We start from the raw sequence: 14,420 nt of genomic DNA on the forward strand, positions 1-14,420 counted from the left end.
ATGGTCGGCGCCACCGGACACCTGCCCGATGGCGCTGGCGTGGCTTTTACAGCTTCTGCTTACCCTCATTACCCTTGATAAACGGGCTCCACGGCTGGGCGCGTATCGGTTCCTTGGTTTTCCACACGACATTGAATTGCCCATCGGCCTTGATCTCGCCGATCATCACGGGCTTGTGCAGGTGGTGGTTCGTCGCATCCATGGTCAGGGTAAAGCCCGATGGCGCCTTGACGCTCTGGCCCGCCATGGCGGCGATCACCTTGTCCGTGTCCGTCGATTTGGCCTTTTCCACGGCTTGCGCCCACATGTGGATGCCGACGTAGGTCGCTTCCATCGGGTCGTTCGTCACCACCGAAGCCGCGTTCGGCAGCTTCTGCGCCACCGCATACGCTTTCCACTGCTTGATGAAGGCCGTGTTGACGGGATTCTTGACGGATTCGAAATAATTCCACGCTGCCAGATGGCCCAGCAGCGGCTTGGTATCGATGCCGCGCAGCTCTTCCTCGCCCACGGAAAACGCGACGACGGGCACGTCCGTGGCTTTCAAGCCCGCATTGCCCAGTTCCTTGTAGAACGGCACGTTCGAATCGCCATTGATGGTGGAAATGACGGCCGTCTTGCCGCCCGTGGAAAACTTCTTGATGTTGGCGACGATGGTTTGATAGTCGGCATGGCCGAACGGCGTGTAGACCTCGCTGATATCGCTATCCTTGACTCCCTTGCTTTTCAGAAAGGCGCGCAAGATCTTGTTGGTGGTGCGCGGATACACGTAATCCGTGCCCAGCAGCACGAAGCGCTTGGCCCCGCCCCCATCCTTGCTCATCAGGTATTCCACGGCGGGAATCGCCTGCTGGTTCGGTGCGGCGCCCGTATAAAACACATTCTTTTCCAGCTCCTCGCCCTCGTATTGCACCGGGTAAAACAGCAGGCTGTTGAGTTCCTTGAACACCGGCAACACCGACTTGCGCGACACGGACGTCCAGCAGCCGAATACCACGGCCACTTTATCCTGCGCCACCAGCTGTCTCGCTTTTTCCGCAAACAGAGGCCAGTTCGAGGCGGGATCGACGACGACGGCTTCCAGCTTCTTGCCCAGCACGCCGCCCTTGGCATTGATCTCGGCAATCGTCATCAGCGCCACGTCCTTCAGCGACGTTTCGGAAATGGCCATGGTGCCCGACAGGGAGTGCAAGATGCCCACTTTGATGGTATCGGCGGCCAGGGCTGCCTGCATGTAAGTGGACGTGGCCAGGGCCAGTGCGCCGGCGGCGGCCGCTTTCAGGATGATGCGTCGTGACATGGGGACTCCTGTGATGGGTTCGTGGGGGTCTAGCTGGGCTTGCGATGTTGTTAAAGCAGAATGCATGCCAGCGCCAAGAGGTGTACGCCATGGTGCAAGCGGCTCTCGCCGCACGAAAAAAAACCTGGCTGCACAAGGACTGTGCAGTCAGGTTTCAAATTGCAGTAAAACGGTGCGCCGGAGGTTTTAATGCTTGCGCATCAATCCTTGCGCGGCAAGCCTCTCAAGCGGCGCCAGCCCTTGCGGCCCAGCGGGAACAGCAGCACGAATGCGATCAGCCACGGCAGGATGTAGGCCATGGCCGTGATGGCGTTGGCCACGCCTTCCGACAGGTTTTCCGTGAAATTGCCCAGCGCGCGCTTGACGGGGCGCCAGAACGATTGCTTGCCTTCGGCGCTGATGGTCACGTTCAGCAAGTCCGTATCGATGCGCTGCATCAACAGGGCATTGGCGGCCGTCGCCTGCTCCAGCTCCACTTGCACGGTGGCCAGTTCCTTGCTCACTTGATCAGGGCGTCGACGTTCGTGCCCGAGCGCTTTTCCAGGTCCTGCAGCTGCGCCTGGTATTGCCTGAGCATCTCCAGGCGCTTCTTGCTGTCGAGCACAGGACGGCCCAGGTCTTCCACCTTGGTGCCCTGGCTGGTGACGTCGCCTTCCGCCGCGACCAGCGCGACGAGCTTTTTGATGCCGGCCGGCTTGGCCCGCATGCTGATGCGCGCATGCACGTAGCGGCCACTGTCGACGCTGGAATCGAGCAGCAAACAGCCGTTTTCCGTATCGGCCTTGCAGGCGGCGACGACTTTTTCATACAGGGGCCGCACTTGCGCCTCGCTCGTATCGACGCTGACATTGTGTTCATAGGCAAGAAACTCGCTGCCCTTTTCCTTGCCGTCGAGACGCGCGGCGCTCGATTGCCCGCCGCTCTCGCCCTTGCCGCCGCAACCGGCCAGCAACATCAGGCCTAGCAGGCCAACATACACTTTTTTCATGATTTCTTTCTTGAGATTATTTTTTCAGCGGCAACAATTCGATATCGGGCAAGTGCGCGGCCACGTCCTGCACGGTCGCATGGCCGGTCAGCGATGCGATCACCTGGGGCAGCGGTGCCGGCCAGATTTCCGGCAGATCGCGCTCTTCCGGCGCCAGCACGGGAAACGCCAGTTGCTCCTGCGGCGGCGTAAAGGCGGCATTGACCCCGGGCTTGTTGCCGCGCGCATCGATGCGGTACCAGCCAAATTCTTGCAAGTACACGGCATTCAAGCCGTGCAGGCAAAACGGCGGCCCGATTTCGCCCACGGCCAGGCGCTGGTAGCACAGGCCGGCGGGAATGCCGTTGGCGCGCAGCAGCGCGGCCAGCAGATGGCTCTTCGCATAACAATAACCCGTGCCATGCTGCAACACGTCGGAAGCGCGGCAGGTGACGGGATTGCGCTGGTAATCCCAGCTGTGGGCGATCTCGTCGCGCACGAAGCTAAAGCAGCGGGCCGCGATGGCGGCGTCGCCCACGGCACCTGCCGCCAGTTCGGCCGCCTTGGCGCGCACGGCCGGATGGTCGCTGTCGATGTAAGTGCTGCTGGCTAAATACAGGGAAAAGTCGGTAGACATGGCATCCAGGTCATGCAAAAAGATAATGCGCGATTCTAGTCGAAGCGGCACGAAATCGAACGTTTCCTTGCGCAGGAACAAAGAAAATCCACGCCACAGGCAGGCGGGAACGGGGGCGGCGGCTTTGGCGCCGGCCCCGTAGCTGGTATCATGCGGGCAAACGCAGCCGGCCCTGTTGGCCCCGCACATGGCACTACCTTGCGAAGCGGCCCCCGCCGCCGACGCCACCCTACAGATCAGAGAAACGAGTTCCTATGAGCACACCATCGTCCCACCCATCGTTCTGGCGCCGCGTCCCGCTGGCCTTCGGCGCCTTCTTCAGCACCCTGTCGGACGCCGCCTATGCGGCCCGCGTGGAAAAATTGTCCCTGCCCGAGGCCGCCCCCGTGGCACCCGTGGCCCCGGCTCCGGCGCCAGCGCCCGTGCCGGCCGCCGCGCCCGTCATATTGAAAGAAGCTACGCCCGACGCGGCCCTGCAATTGCTGGCCCTGCTGCAACGCGAAGCGCGCCTGATCGACTTCACCCAGGAAAACCTGGGCAGCCATGCCGATGCCGACATCGGCGCGGCCGCCCGCGTCGTGCATGAAGGCTGCGCCAAGGTCATGCGCGAATACTTCACCATCGAGGCCGTGCGCCAGGAAGCCGAGGGCAGCCGCATCGTGCTGCAGGAAGGCTTTGATTCCGCGCAAGTACGCCTGACGGGCAACGTCGTCGGTTCCGCGCCATTCACGGGCACCCTCAGCCACCGCGGCTGGCGCGCCTCGAGCGTGCGCCTGCCGAAACTGAGCGGCCAGCACGACGCCGCCATCCTGGCGCCGGCCGAGGTGGAACTGTGAGCGATACCATCAACCCTACCCCGCGCTACGCCATCGGCATCGACCTGGGCACCACCCACAGTGCCCTGTCATACGTGAACCTGGTCGAGAGCGACGGCGAGCAATCCAGCCACGGCGTGCTGAAAGTGCCGCAGCTGTCGGCGCCGGGCACCGTCGAAGAATTGCCGCTGCTGCCATCGTTCGTCTACCTGCCGCACGCCGACGAAGTGGCGGCCGGCGACCTGGCCCTGCCCTGGGTCACGGAGGAAGCCGAAGCGCCATTCGTCGTGGGCGAAATGGCCCGCAGCCGCGGCGCCACCACGCCGATCCGTTTAGTGTCCAGCGCGAAGAGCTGGCTGTGCCACCCGGGCGTGGACCGCCGCGCGGCCATCCTGCCGAACGACGCGCCAGCGGAAGTGGCGCGCATCTCGCCCATCACGGCCGCCACGCGCTACCTGACGCACTTGCGCCAGGCCTGGGACAACGCCCACCCGCAAGCGCCGTTCGCGCAGCAGGAAATCACCGTCACCATCCCCGCCTCGTTCGATCCGGCCGCGCGCGAGCTGACGATGGAAGCGGCGCAGGCGGCCGGCTACGCGTCACTGACCCTGCTGGAAGAGCCGCAAGCGGCCTTGTACAGCTGGATCCAGACCAGCGAAGGACGCTGGCGCAAGGAAGTCAAGCCGGGCGACATCATTTTAGTGGTCGACGTGGGCGGCGGCACCAGCGACTTTTCGCTGATCGCCGTACTGGAACGCGACGGCGTGCTGGAACCGCACCGCGTGGCGGTCGGAGAACACATCCTGCTTGGCGGCGACAATATGGACCTGGCCCTGGCCCACCTGGTGGCGCGCAAGCTGGCCGCCAACGGCACCCAGCTGGACGCCTGGCAGATGCGCGCACTCACTTACGGCTGCCGCAGCGCCAAGGAAAGCCTGCTGGCCGACAGCGGCCTCGATGTGGCACCGATCGTCGTGCCGAGCCGCGGCTCGAAACTGATCGGCGGCTCCATCCGCACGGAATTGACGCGCGCGGAAGTGTCCACCTTCATTCTCGACGGCTTCTTCCCGCAGGTGGAAGCGTCGAGCCGCCCCGCCGTGCGCACGCGCGCCGGCCTGACGCAACTGGGCTTGCCGTATGCGCAGGACGCGGCCATCACGCGCCACCTGGCCGCCTTCCTGGGCCGGCAAGTGGCGGCCACCAGCGAACTGGAAGGTTTTGCCGGCCGCCAGGCGGAAGGCGCCAGCTTCCTGCACCCGACGGCCGTGCTGTTCAACGGCGGCGTCTTCAAGTCCGACCTGCTGGTGCAGCGCATCATGGCCACCGTCAACGACTGGCTGTACATGGAAGGCGCGGAACCGGCGCGCATGCTGGCCGGGGCCGACCTGGACCTGGCCGTCGCGCGCGGCGCGGCCTACTACAGCTACGTGCGGCGCGGCCATGGCGTGCGCATCCGCGGCGGCACGGCCAGTTCCTTTTATGTCGCCATCGAATCGGCCATGCCCGCCATCCCCGGCATGGAACCGCCGATCCAGGCCCTGTGCGTGGCGCCGTTCGGCATGGAAGAAGGCAGCGAGCTGGAACTGCCGGGCCAGCAATTCGGCCTCGTCGTGGGAGAGCCCGTGCACTTCCGCTTCTTCGCCTCGTCCACGCGCCGCAACGACCAGATCGGCGATTTGCTCGACTTCTGGGGTCCCGATGAATTGCAGGAACTGAGCGAAATCCAGGCGACCTTGTCCGCCGAAGGCCGCTCGGCCGGCGACGTCGTGCAAGTCAAACTGCACGCCAGAGTGACAGAAGCGGGCACCCTGGAGCTGCTGGCCGTTTCCCCTGACGGCGCCGAACGCTGGAAGGTGGAATTCGACGTGCGCGGCACGCCGCAATAAGCGCCATGGGCAGCACTGCGGGCAAGCCGGCCTTCCTGGTCGGCATCGACCTGGGCACCACCAATACGGTGGTGGCGTATGCGGCGGCTGGCGATGCGCAGGCAGGAATAAACCTGTTCGCCATCGAGCAGCTGGTCGCTCCCGGCGAAGTGGGCGCACGCCCCCTGCTGCCGTCCTTGCGCTACCACCCCGCCGCCGGCGAACTGGCGGCGGGCGATTTGCAGCTGCCATGGCCGCAGCAGGACGCTGAGCATGCCGTGCTGGGCGCCTTCGCGCGCCAGCTCGGCGCGCAGGTGCCGGGCCGGCTCGTGTCCAGCGCGAAGAGCTGGCTGTCGCACGCGAACGTGGACCGCCAGGCGCCGATTTTGCCGTGGGGCGCCGATGCCGACGTGACCAAGGTCTCGCCCGTGGCGGCCAGCGCCAGCTATCTGGCCTACGTGCGCGCCGCGTGGAATCACCGCTTCCCCGACGCGCCCCTGGAAGAGCAGGAACTGGTGCTGACCATCCCCGCCTCGTTCGACGAGGGTGCGCGCACACTCACCCTGGCAGCGGCGCGCATGGCGGGCTTGCCCACCTTGCGGCTGGTGGAAGAACCGCAAGCGGCCTTTTATGACTACCTGCACCGGCGGCGCGACACCTTGCGGCTTGACCTGGCGCAAACGCGCCGCATTTTGGTCTGCGACGTGGGCGGCGGTACCACCGATTTCAGCCTGATCGACGTCGCCTTCGACGACGATGGCGCACCCCAGCTCACGCGCAGCAGCGTGGGCAATCACCTGATCCTCGGCGGCGACAATATGGACCTGGCGCTGGCCCACCTGGTGGAAACGCGCATGGCCGCAGGCGTCGAGGGTGGCATGAAGCTGTCCGCCGCGCGCCTGTCGCAGCTGATGGAGCGCTGCCGCGCCGCCAAGGAATTGCTGCTGTCGCAGGACGCGCCAGAGAGCGCCACCGTCACCCTGCTGGGCGGGGGCTCGCGCCTGATAGGCGGCAGCCGTTCCGCCGACGTCACGCGCGAGGAAGTGGCGGCCATGGTGGTCGACGGCTTCTTCCCGAAGGTGGAACTGGCTGACACGGCGAAAAAGGGCCGCGCCGGCATCGTCGAATTCGGCCTGCCATATGCGCAGGACGCGGCCATCACGCGCCACCTGGCCAGCTTCCTGCAGCAGCATCAAGGGACACTGCCCGATACCCTGCTGGTGAATGGCGGCGTGTTCCGCGCCGACGCGCTGGCGCGCCGCCTGGCCGCCACGCTGGAACACTGGCGCGGTCAGCCCCTCACCATCCTGCACAACGATAACCCCGACGTGGCCGTGGCGCGTGGCGCCGTCGCCTACGCGCTGGCCCGGCGCGGCCAGGCGCCGCGCATCGGCGGCGGTTCGCCGCGCAGCTATTTCCTCGTGCTGGGCGAGGCGGGCAAGGACGACCGCGCCGTCTGCATCCTGCCCCGCGGCAGCGCCAGCGGCGAGGAAATCCGCCTGACGGAGCGCCTGTTCGCGCTGCGCCTGGGCCGGCCCGTGCGCTTCCACCTGGCCTCGTCCATCGCGGAAACGGGCACGCCGCCGCAGCTGGGCGACATCGTCGACCTGGCCGCGGGCGAGTACCTGCGCCTGCCGCCGCTGGCCAGCGTGCTGCACGCCAGCGACGGCAATGACAAGCGCGAAATCACCGTGCAACTGGCCACCGTGATGACGGAAGTGGGCACCCTGGAAGTGCACTGCGTGGCCGCAGCCGATGCAAGCCAGCGCTGGCTGCTGGAATTCCAGTTGCGGGGCGAAGAGGAAACGCAGGCCGAAACGTCCAGCGTGCCGCCACGCGTGAAGGAAGCGGTCGAGAAGATCGAGCGCATCTTCGGCGGCAAGGCGCAAAAGGTCGAAACCAAGGAAGTGCGCCAGTTGCGCCAGCACCTGGAACGGGGCCTGGGCGGGCGCGAGAGCTGGGAGACGCCGCTGCTGCGCCAGCTGTTCGATGCCCTCATGCTGCGCGCGCGTGGCCGGCGCCGCTCCGCCGAACATGAGCGGGTGTGGCTGAACCTGGCCGGCTACTGTTTGCGGCCCGGCTATGGCGATGCGCTCGACCCGTGGCGCATGGAACAGCTGTGGGCGCTGTTCGACGCGGGCATCCAGCATCACAAGGACAACCAGGTGTGCGCCGAATGGTGGACCCTGTGGCGCCGCGTGGCTGGCGGCTTGAGCACGCAGCAGCAGTTGCGCCTGCTCGACGACTTCGCCTTCAACCTGCAAGCCGATGCGGCCCAGCGCGGCAGCCGTCCCGTCACCCTGGTGAACGGCAGCGACGACGACATGCTGCGCCTGGGCGCGTCGCTCGAGCGCATCCCCGGCGCCTACAAGGCCGAAGTGGGCGCCTGGCTGATCAAGCGCCTGCAGAAGGCGGATAAAAAGGGCGAAGCGGCGGACACGAATACCCTGTGGGCGCTGGCCAGGGTCGGCGCCCGCCAGCCCTTCCACGGCAGCGCGCACGAAGTGGTCGACAGCGCCACCGTGGCCGAATGGCTGCACGTGCTGCTGGCGCTGGACTGGAAAAAGACGGAACCGGCCGCGTTTGCCGCCGCCCACCTGGCGCGCATGACGGGCGACCGCTCGCGCGACATCGGCGACGACCTGCGGGCCACCATCCTGGCCCGCCTGAAAGCCGTGGGCGCCCCGCCCCTGTGGCAGGCCATGGTCAGCGAAGTGACGCAACTGGACGAAGCGGCTACCAAGCGCATGCTGGGCGAAGCGCTGCCGCCGGGCTTGAAGCTGATCGGGTGAACACCGTCCTTGATTATGCGATTACATGAATCTACAATGTAGATACATAGGAGGCCGCATGGAACTATCCATCCAAAAATGGGGCAATAGCGCCGCGGTGCGCTTGCCGACAGAACTGCTGGGCATGCTGAAGGTGTCGCTGGGCGACAAACTGGCCGTGGACGTGCGTCCCGACGGCGTATTCCTGAAAGCCAAGCGCCCCGTCTTTACGCTCGATGATCTGGTGGCGCAATGCGATGTCACGGCGCCCGAACCGGCCGACATGGCGGCATGGAGCCAGGTCAAACCGGCAGGCCGCGAAGCATGGTAAAGCGCGTCCAGTTCGGCCGTGGCGACATCGTGATGGTCAATCTGGAGCCAACGGAAGGCCGTGAGCAGCGCGGTACATACCGGCCGGCGCTGGTGCTGTCCACCAGCGTCTTCAACGCGCTTGGCGTCGTGCTGGTCGCTCCCATCACGCAAGGCGGCGATTTTGCCCGCCACGCGGGCTTTGCCGCGTCCTTGAGCGGCAGCGGCACGACGACGCAGGGCGTGGCGCTGGTCAACCAGATCCGCATGCTCGACCTTGAAGCGCGCGGCGCAAAGCGCATCGAAACCGCGCCCGAATTCGTGGTGGAAGACGCGCTGGCACGCCTACGCGCCATTACCGATTAATCAGCGGTCACCGGTGGCCGGATCACCCTCGCTGCGCGCGCCACGATAACGCGGCAAGCCAGCGGCCAATTTCACCTGTTTCAGATCACGGCGATGATCAACAGCACCACCGCCAGCGGCGCCTGCACCAGCACGATACCGGGATGCGTGCGGCGCAGCCGGGCCCACACGGACAGGCCCGGCACTTCCGCGTGCGGGTGGTGGGCTTCGTCGCGCAGCGACATCGCGTGCAGGAACATGCCGGCGATCAGGGGGCCGGGATTGACCCACCAGCCCTGCTCCAGCAAGCCGCGCGACAGGTAGATGGCCAGCGCGCCGATGGCGACGGGCGAAGCCCACACCAGCGCCAGCATCAGGCGGATGCCATAGAATTCCGCCACGGTGCCCATGCGGTGCAGGCGGCTGAAATCATGGTCTTCCATGCGCTTGTCGATGGCCAGCTCGGCGCGGCCGTACAGGGTCCACAGGCCGCCGAACAGGCAGCCCAGCAGCACGCCGATGACGATGTCGGCGACGAAGACCACGTATTTGTTGACGTCGGCCGTGCCGATGCCCAGCGAGGTGTGGGCGGCCGCGTGCAGGTGCAGGCCGGCCTGTTCGCCTTCGGCCGTCGTATAGCGGTCGCGCACGTCATAGGTGCTGCCGATGTACACGACGTGCTTGCGCGGCGCCCCGGCATCCACGCCGGCCTGCCCATCGATCAGTTGGACGTGCGTGCGCGTGGGGTTCAGAAATGGCGGTGCCACGGCGGCCGGGTGAAACGGCGCGGTGACGGCGTTCTGCTCCGCCGCATCCCTGGCGTCGCCGTGGATCACGGGTTCGAACGCCCAGCGCGCCAGCTCCTTTTCGCTGCCCGTGCGCCGCGCCAGCTGGCACACGCGGCCGGCCAGCGCCAGCCCTTCCTTTTGCTCGGACAAGGCGGCCGGCATGGGCTGCTGCCGCTCCTGCCCGTCGGCGCCATGCGCCAGCTCGAAGGCCACGGCCGCCAGCACGGGGCTTTTCAGCTCGATGCGCGTGACGGCGCCCATGCGTTCGCGGATCCGCGGGCTGGCGAAGTGGATGCCGGCCGCGCAGCGCGCGCGTATCCACGCCAGGTTCGCGTTGCGGTCCGATTGTTCGGGTAGGATCAGCACCAGTTGCCGGCCGTCGGCGGCCAGCCGGTCGAGCAGGCGGTCCAGCGGCCGCTCGCCCGCCTTGTGCTGCTCATACACGGCCGGCGCCAGGTCCAGGTCGATGGCCAGCACCTGGCTGCCGCGCGCATCGGCGCTGGCGATCACTTGCTCCAGGCGCGTGCGCTCCAGCGGTTCGCGTTCGTCGAAGACCTGTTCGAACGCGGGCTGGTCGATTTCGATGATGCCGGGCCGGTAGGCGGCGCCCGGGTCCTTGCCCCGCTCCAGCAGCTGCCCCTGTGCCGTGCTGGCGCGCAGCATGGCCGCATCGAGCCATTCGAGCACATGAAAACCTTCCAGCACCAGCATCAGCGCGGCGATCAGGCTGGCGCCGATCACGTGGTGCAGCAAGTGCGTGCCCGTCAGCTTGAAGGCCGAGCCCAGCTGGGCGACCGGCCACAGCAGACGCCGCCACAGCGGGGGACGCGGTTGTTCTGGCTGGCGTTTTTCCACGGTGCATACTCCTTGCGTGCGGCGAATAAATTATCACCCAAGCAACAAGTGATGACGAAAGGACAGTATATTGCAGTTGCGCCCGTTTCGCCGCACGGCTTGCGCCCTACTTCGGCCTGGCCAGCAGCAGCTTGCCCAGCGCTTCGAAAGCCGGCGTGGTGGTGGGATCGTTGGCCGCATTGGCCGCCGTCGGCGTCGAGGCGAAGCGCACGATCACCATTTCCGCCTTCGGATCGATGTAGATGCGCTGTCCGTACACGCCGCGCGCCATGTAGGCGCCATGGTCGTTATGCGTGACCCACCACATGTCGCGGTAGCTCCAGCCCTTGAGCAAATCGTAGCCGCCCTTGGCGAACAGCTGCTTGTCGCCGCCACGGCGGATATCGTCGACGGCCGCCTTCGGCAGTATCTGCTGGCCGTTGTAGCGGCCATCGTTGCGCAGCATCTCGCCGAAGCGGGCCAGGTCGCGCAAGCCCGCATTCAGGCCGCCGCCCGCAAACGGCGTGCCCGTCGAGTCGACCGTCATGTAGGCATCCTGCTCGGCGCCCAGCTTTTGCCAGACATGCTCGGACAGGTAGTCATTGACGTTCTGCCCCGTGACGCGGGCGATGATCCAGCCCAGCACGTCGGAGTTGACCGTGCGGTAGCCGAACGCCTCGCCGTGCCGCCCCTCGTGCTGCACCGTTTGCAGGTACTCGAAATAGCTGCGCGGGCCCGAGTAATCCTTGGGCTTGGGCAGCGGGCTGCCGGCCGCCGCGTGCTGCCACACTTCCGCTTTCGGGTCGGCGTAGTCTTCGCTGAATTTCAGGCCCGTGGTCATGTCGAGCACCTGGCGCACGGTGGCGTCGCCAAACGCGGATTTGGCCAGTTCCGGCACATACTCGGCCACTTTCTTGTCCGCATCGAGCTTGCCTTCGGCCACCAGCGCCGCGCCGATGGTGCCCATGACGGACTTCGTCACCGACATGGCGCCATGCTGGCCGCTTTCCTTCAATACGCCAAGATAACGTTCATACACGATGCGGCCCCGGTGCAGCACCACGATGCCGTCCGTGTAGTTGGCGCCCAGCGACTGCTCCCAGGTCATCGTTTCCTTCGCGCCCAGGGGGGTGAAACGCAGGCCGTCGATATCGTTGCGCAGCGCGCGTTTCAAGGGCACGGGGGCTTTCAAGCCGCGCGCCACTGCCACCGTCGGCATCAGCTGGCGGAAGTGCGACACGCTCCAGCGCAGCTGCGGGAAATTGAAATAGCTGCCATCGTCGAAACGGATGATTTTATCGGCCGGCGGCGGCGCGCCCACCATCCATTGCAAGGCGGCCGGATCGCTGGCGGCGGCCGACAGCGGCGCCGTTGCCTCGGCCGCGTGGGCGCCGGCGGCCAGCGCCAGGCAGGCGGCGGCCAGGGCCAGGCGTTTCATGCTGGGATAATCGTTCATGCGGTGCTCTCCTTGATAAACAGAATACAGAATGCTTAATAGACCCATACCACGTTGGCCAGCCAGCCCGTCCACGTTTTGGCCTGGCCATTCACCAGCTGGTTCACGCCCGACTGCGCGAACGAGGCGCTGAAACCCAGGGTCAGGTAGGTATTCGGGTTCACCACGCGCACGTACTTGACGAAGACATCGTTGGCCAGCATCGGGCGCAGCACGCCGGCGATCACCACGGGTGCCTCGCCCGGCACGTCGAGACGCGTGGCCTGCCCGAACTGCAGCGGGCTGCCCATCCGGTTGGCCCGCACCTGCGCCAGGTAGGCGGTCACGGTGTCTTTCGGCGTCGGGTGCAGCTCGATGGTGGCCTGCAGCGCATTCACGTTGGCATTGACGAAAACCCAGGTCGCCTTGCTGCCCGAAGCCCAGGCGCCCGGCGTGCCTTCGAAGAACAGCGGGTCGAAGCGCTCGTTGCGCGCCGTGCGCGGATCGTCGCCGGAAAAGCTCTGGTAACCAAGGGTGAACTTCGGCGTCCACGCCACGCCGGGCAGGGAAAAGCCCCCTTCCGTGCGCCAGCCCCAGGCCCGCATTGGCTCGCGCGCATTCCACTCGCGCGCGGCATCGACGCCGAACCAGCCTTTCGACAGCACGCTGGGCAGCACGGGAACGCGCGCGTAGCCATACACGAACTGCAAATCCTTGCGGCCATCGGGGGACGGCCAGCGGCGCGCCGATGCCGCCCGGCGCCGCCTGCGGATACGCGGCATGCGAACGGGGCACCTTGCCATACGCGATGCCGGCCTTGCGGTCGTTCGCGGGCGCGTAGCTGACATCGACGCCGACGACGCGCGTGCCGCTATCGTTGTCGGGGTTTTCATTCGGGTCGAGGTAAAAAGCCTGGGCGCTGAACGCGTCCTGGCTTATTTTGGCCACCACGGAATTCTGGAAGGCCTTGCGCGGCCCCAGTTTCAGCGCGCCACGGTCAAAGCCGTTCGAGCCGCCATTGGCGATCAGCATGCCCGTGCCGAGCGTGAAATTCTGCGCCCCGGCCGACAGGTCAAGGCGCGCATTCGTGCCGCCGAGCGGCATGCGGATGCCGGCGACGAATTCCTCGACCGAGATGCGGCCCGTGTCGCCCGCGCCAAACGGGTCGTGGCGCACGGTGCCCGAGCCGACGGCGGACACGCGCGCATACAGCTGCCTGCCATCGCCCAGGTTGCGCTTGAAGCCGAGCGCCGGCTTGACATAGAACTCGTACCAGTAGGGGTTGAATTCGAAGCCGGGGTTGCGCGCCGGCGTATTCGACAGCTTCCAGAACAGATTGCTCTCGCCGGCCACCTGCACGCCCGCTTCCACGGAACGCGTCATGTGCCAGCCGGCGCCGATGGCCGGTTCGACGGCAGCGCGCCGGGCCACCTCTTTTTCCATGCTGCTCTGGCCATCGGGATCGAGCTGGCCGGCGGCGCCGCAGGCGGCGCTCCAGCCCAGCAGGGCCAGGACGAGTGAGCTGCGCACCGGGAACATCGCTTGCGTTGCCATAGGTATCCCTTGCGATAGCTGTCTTTAGATTTGAACGAATGTTATCAGAGATGCTCTTTTTTATTGTTGTAAAGCATCCTACTGTGCGGCGCCAGGCGCTGAGACGAACGTCTCACGCGCACGCCATGCTGCAGCGCAGGATGCGCCATCCCCGGCCTTCATGCTACAAACGGGCATACCATCAAAAATACCGAGACACCGGAGAGCACCATGCCCTACGTCCGCCAGACCAGCCATATCGACCGCGTGCGCGACCTGATCGCCGGCCACATCGTCCATCCGGGGGCCGACACGGCCAGGCTGGCGTCGTCGTACCGGCGCTCGCTGGACGATTACCGGCTCGACCCCGCCTCCACCACGGGGCCGCGCATCCTGACGGGCGCCGAGCTGCGCGCCATCCAGCAGTCCGAGGAAAATTTTCTGCGCTCCACGGGCCAGTGCCTGCCGCGCCTGCACGCCATGGTGCGCGAAGCGGGCTACTGCGTCATCCTGGCCAATGCGCGCGGCGTGACCATCGACTACGCGGCCGACACGGACCAGCGCAAGGATTTCAAGAAGGCGGGCCTGTACCCGGGTTCGTGCTGGTCGGAAGAGGAGGAAGGCACGTGCGGCATCGCCTCCGTGCTGCTCGACCAGGAAGCCATCACCGTGCACAAGACCGACCATTTCCGCGCCGCCTTCACGGGCCTGACCTGCAGCGCCGCGCCGATCTTTTCGCCGCACGGCGACTTGATCGGCGTGCTCGATGCCTCGGCATTGCGTTCGCCCCCGACGCGCGCGACAGCCAGCGCCTGAAACAG

The 14,420-nt window shown here is 66.2% G+C and carries 14 protein-coding genes; 7 read left to right on the plus strand and 7 right to left on the minus strand.

The features are described 5' to 3' along the window. Nucleotides 1-46: 46 nt before the first annotated feature. The 4 genes from urtA to ACQVLG_RS27900 all read right to left on the minus strand — a co-directional run bounded on the left by urtA (nucleotide 47) and on the right by ACQVLG_RS27900 (nucleotide 2,904). Nucleotides 47-1,300 (minus strand): urea ABC transporter substrate-binding protein, encoded by a 1,254-nt coding sequence (gene urtA / locus ACQVLG_RS27885; RefSeq protein WP_474291971.1) that lies wholly within the window; start codon nucleotides 1,298-1,300, stop codon nucleotides 47-49. A 200-nt stretch (nucleotides 1,301-1,500) separates the two neighbouring features. Then, complete coding sequence (locus ACQVLG_RS27890; RefSeq protein ID WP_474291972.1) at nucleotides 1,501-1,803, minus strand: DUF4349 domain-containing protein; 303 nt, start codon at nucleotides 1,801-1,803, stop codon at nucleotides 1,501-1,503. Continuing rightward, complete coding sequence (locus ACQVLG_RS27895) at nucleotides 1,800-2,288, minus strand: DUF4349 domain-containing protein (protein WP_474291973.1); 489 nt, start codon at nucleotides 2,286-2,288, stop codon at nucleotides 1,800-1,802. Before ACQVLG_RS27895 ends, ACQVLG_RS27890 begins: the two co-directional genes overlap by 4 nt. Nucleotides 2,289-2,304: 16 nt before the next feature. After that, on the minus strand, nucleotides 2,305-2,904 hold the full coding sequence (locus ACQVLG_RS27900) for a transglutaminase-like domain-containing protein (RefSeq protein ID WP_474291974.1): 600 nt from the start codon (nucleotides 2,902-2,904) through the stop codon (nucleotides 2,305-2,307). Nucleotides 2,905-3,158: 254 nt separating this feature from the next. Here ACQVLG_RS27900 and ACQVLG_RS27905 point away from each other — a divergent pair, with 254 nt between their 5' ends. From ACQVLG_RS27905 to ACQVLG_RS27925, 5 genes are read left to right on the plus strand one after another with little or no spacing between them, the layout of a single operon-like run. Continuing rightward, nucleotides 3,159-3,740, plus strand: a complete 582-nt coding sequence (locus ACQVLG_RS27905; protein ID WP_474291975.1) for a DUF2760 domain-containing protein — start codon at nucleotides 3,159-3,161, stop codon at nucleotides 3,738-3,740. Continuing rightward, entirely contained in the window at nucleotides 3,737-5,605 is a 1,869-nt protein-coding gene (locus ACQVLG_RS27910; RefSeq protein WP_474291976.1) for an Hsp70 family protein, read from the plus strand. The genes ACQVLG_RS27905 and ACQVLG_RS27910 overlap by 4 nt, the downstream gene beginning before the upstream one ends. 5 nt (nucleotides 5,606-5,610) lie before the next feature. Continuing rightward, complete coding sequence (locus tag ACQVLG_RS27915) at nucleotides 5,611-8,376, plus strand: Hsp70 family protein (RefSeq protein WP_474291977.1); 2,766 nt, start codon at nucleotides 5,611-5,613, stop codon at nucleotides 8,374-8,376. Between the two features lie 58 nt (nucleotides 8,377-8,434). Beyond that, nucleotides 8,435-8,686, plus strand: a complete 252-nt coding sequence (locus tag ACQVLG_RS27920) for an AbrB/MazE/SpoVT family DNA-binding domain-containing protein (protein ID WP_474291978.1) — start codon at nucleotides 8,435-8,437, stop codon at nucleotides 8,684-8,686. Continuing rightward, nucleotides 8,680-9,030 (plus strand): type II toxin-antitoxin system ChpB family toxin, encoded by a 351-nt coding sequence (locus ACQVLG_RS27925; RefSeq protein ID WP_474291979.1) that lies wholly within the window; start codon nucleotides 8,680-8,682, stop codon nucleotides 9,028-9,030. The genes ACQVLG_RS27920 and ACQVLG_RS27925 overlap by 7 nt, the downstream gene beginning before the upstream one ends. 80 nt (nucleotides 9,031-9,110) lie before the next feature. Here the strand turns inward: ACQVLG_RS27925 and ACQVLG_RS27930 are convergent, their stop codons facing one another. From ACQVLG_RS27930 to ACQVLG_RS27940, 3 genes are all read right to left on the minus strand, one after another. Next, nucleotides 9,111-10,652, minus strand: a complete 1,542-nt coding sequence (locus ACQVLG_RS27930) for a CHASE2 domain-containing protein (RefSeq protein ID WP_474291980.1) — start codon at nucleotides 10,650-10,652, stop codon at nucleotides 9,111-9,113. Nucleotides 10,653-10,758: 106 nt separating this feature from the next. After that, the gene (locus tag ACQVLG_RS27935; RefSeq protein ID WP_474291981.1) at nucleotides 10,759-12,087 is read right to left on the minus strand and encodes a serine hydrolase domain-containing protein; all 1,329 of its coding nucleotides are present in this window, start codon (nucleotides 12,085-12,087) and stop codon (nucleotides 10,759-10,761) included. 35 nt (nucleotides 12,088-12,122) lie between these two features. Next, nucleotides 12,123-12,848: an alginate export family protein gene (locus ACQVLG_RS27940; protein WP_474291982.1), complete on the minus strand. Its 726-nt coding sequence runs from the start codon at nucleotides 12,846-12,848 to the stop codon at nucleotides 12,123-12,125. Between ACQVLG_RS27940 and ACQVLG_RS27945 the strand changes: the two genes are divergently transcribed. Beyond that, a complete protein-coding gene (locus ACQVLG_RS27945; RefSeq protein ID WP_474291983.1) occupies nucleotides 12,847-13,587 on the plus strand; it encodes a hypothetical protein in 741 nt (246 codons plus the stop codon). The genes ACQVLG_RS27940 and ACQVLG_RS27945 overlap by 2 nt on opposite strands. Nucleotides 13,588-13,830: 243 nt before the next feature. Beyond that, nucleotides 13,831-14,415, plus strand: a complete 585-nt coding sequence (locus tag ACQVLG_RS27950) for a GAF domain-containing protein (protein WP_474291984.1) — start codon at nucleotides 13,831-13,833, stop codon at nucleotides 14,413-14,415. Nucleotides 14,416-14,420 lie beyond the last annotated feature (5 nt).

It is taken from the genome of Janthinobacterium sp. TPC_1 (assembly GCF_056037845.1).

Bases quoted from the DNA above. Each gene is read 5' to 3' on its own strand.
- ACQVLG_RS27915 (WP_474291977.1), top strand. From the start codon at position 5,611: ATGGGCAGCACTGCGGGCAAGCCGGCCTTCCTGGTCGGCATCGACCTG.
- ACQVLG_RS27940 (WP_474291982.1), bottom strand. From the start codon at position 12,848: ATGCCGCGTATCCGCAGGCGGCGCCGGGCGGCATCGGCGCGCCGCTGG.
- ACQVLG_RS27895 (WP_474291973.1), bottom strand. From the start codon at position 2,288: ATGAAAAAAGTGTATGTTGGCCTGCTAGGCCTGATGTTGCTGGCCGGT.
- ACQVLG_RS27925 (WP_474291979.1), top strand. From the start codon at position 8,680: ATGGTAAAGCGCGTCCAGTTCGGCCGTGGCGACATCGTGATGGTCAAT.
- ACQVLG_RS27950 (WP_474291984.1), top strand. From the start codon at position 13,831: ATGCCCTACGTCCGCCAGACCAGCCATATCGACCGCGTGCGCGACCTG.
- ACQVLG_RS27945 (WP_474291983.1), top strand. From the start codon at position 12,847: ATGCGAACGGGGCACCTTGCCATACGCGATGCCGGCCTTGCGGTCGTT.
- ACQVLG_RS27905 (WP_474291975.1), top strand. From the start codon at position 3,159: ATGAGCACACCATCGTCCCACCCATCGTTCTGGCGCCGCGTCCCGCTG.
- ACQVLG_RS27900 (WP_474291974.1), bottom strand. From the start codon at position 2,904: ATGTCTACCGACTTTTCCCTGTATTTAGCCAGCAGCACTTACATCGAC.
- ACQVLG_RS27920 (WP_474291978.1), top strand. From the start codon at position 8,435: ATGGAACTATCCATCCAAAAATGGGGCAATAGCGCCGCGGTGCGCTTG.
- ACQVLG_RS27935 (WP_474291981.1), bottom strand. From the start codon at position 12,087: ATGAACGATTATCCCAGCATGAAACGCCTGGCCCTGGCCGCCGCCTGC.
- urtA (WP_474291971.1), bottom strand. From the start codon at position 1,300: ATGTCACGACGCATCATCCTGAAAGCGGCCGCCGCCGGCGCACTGGCC.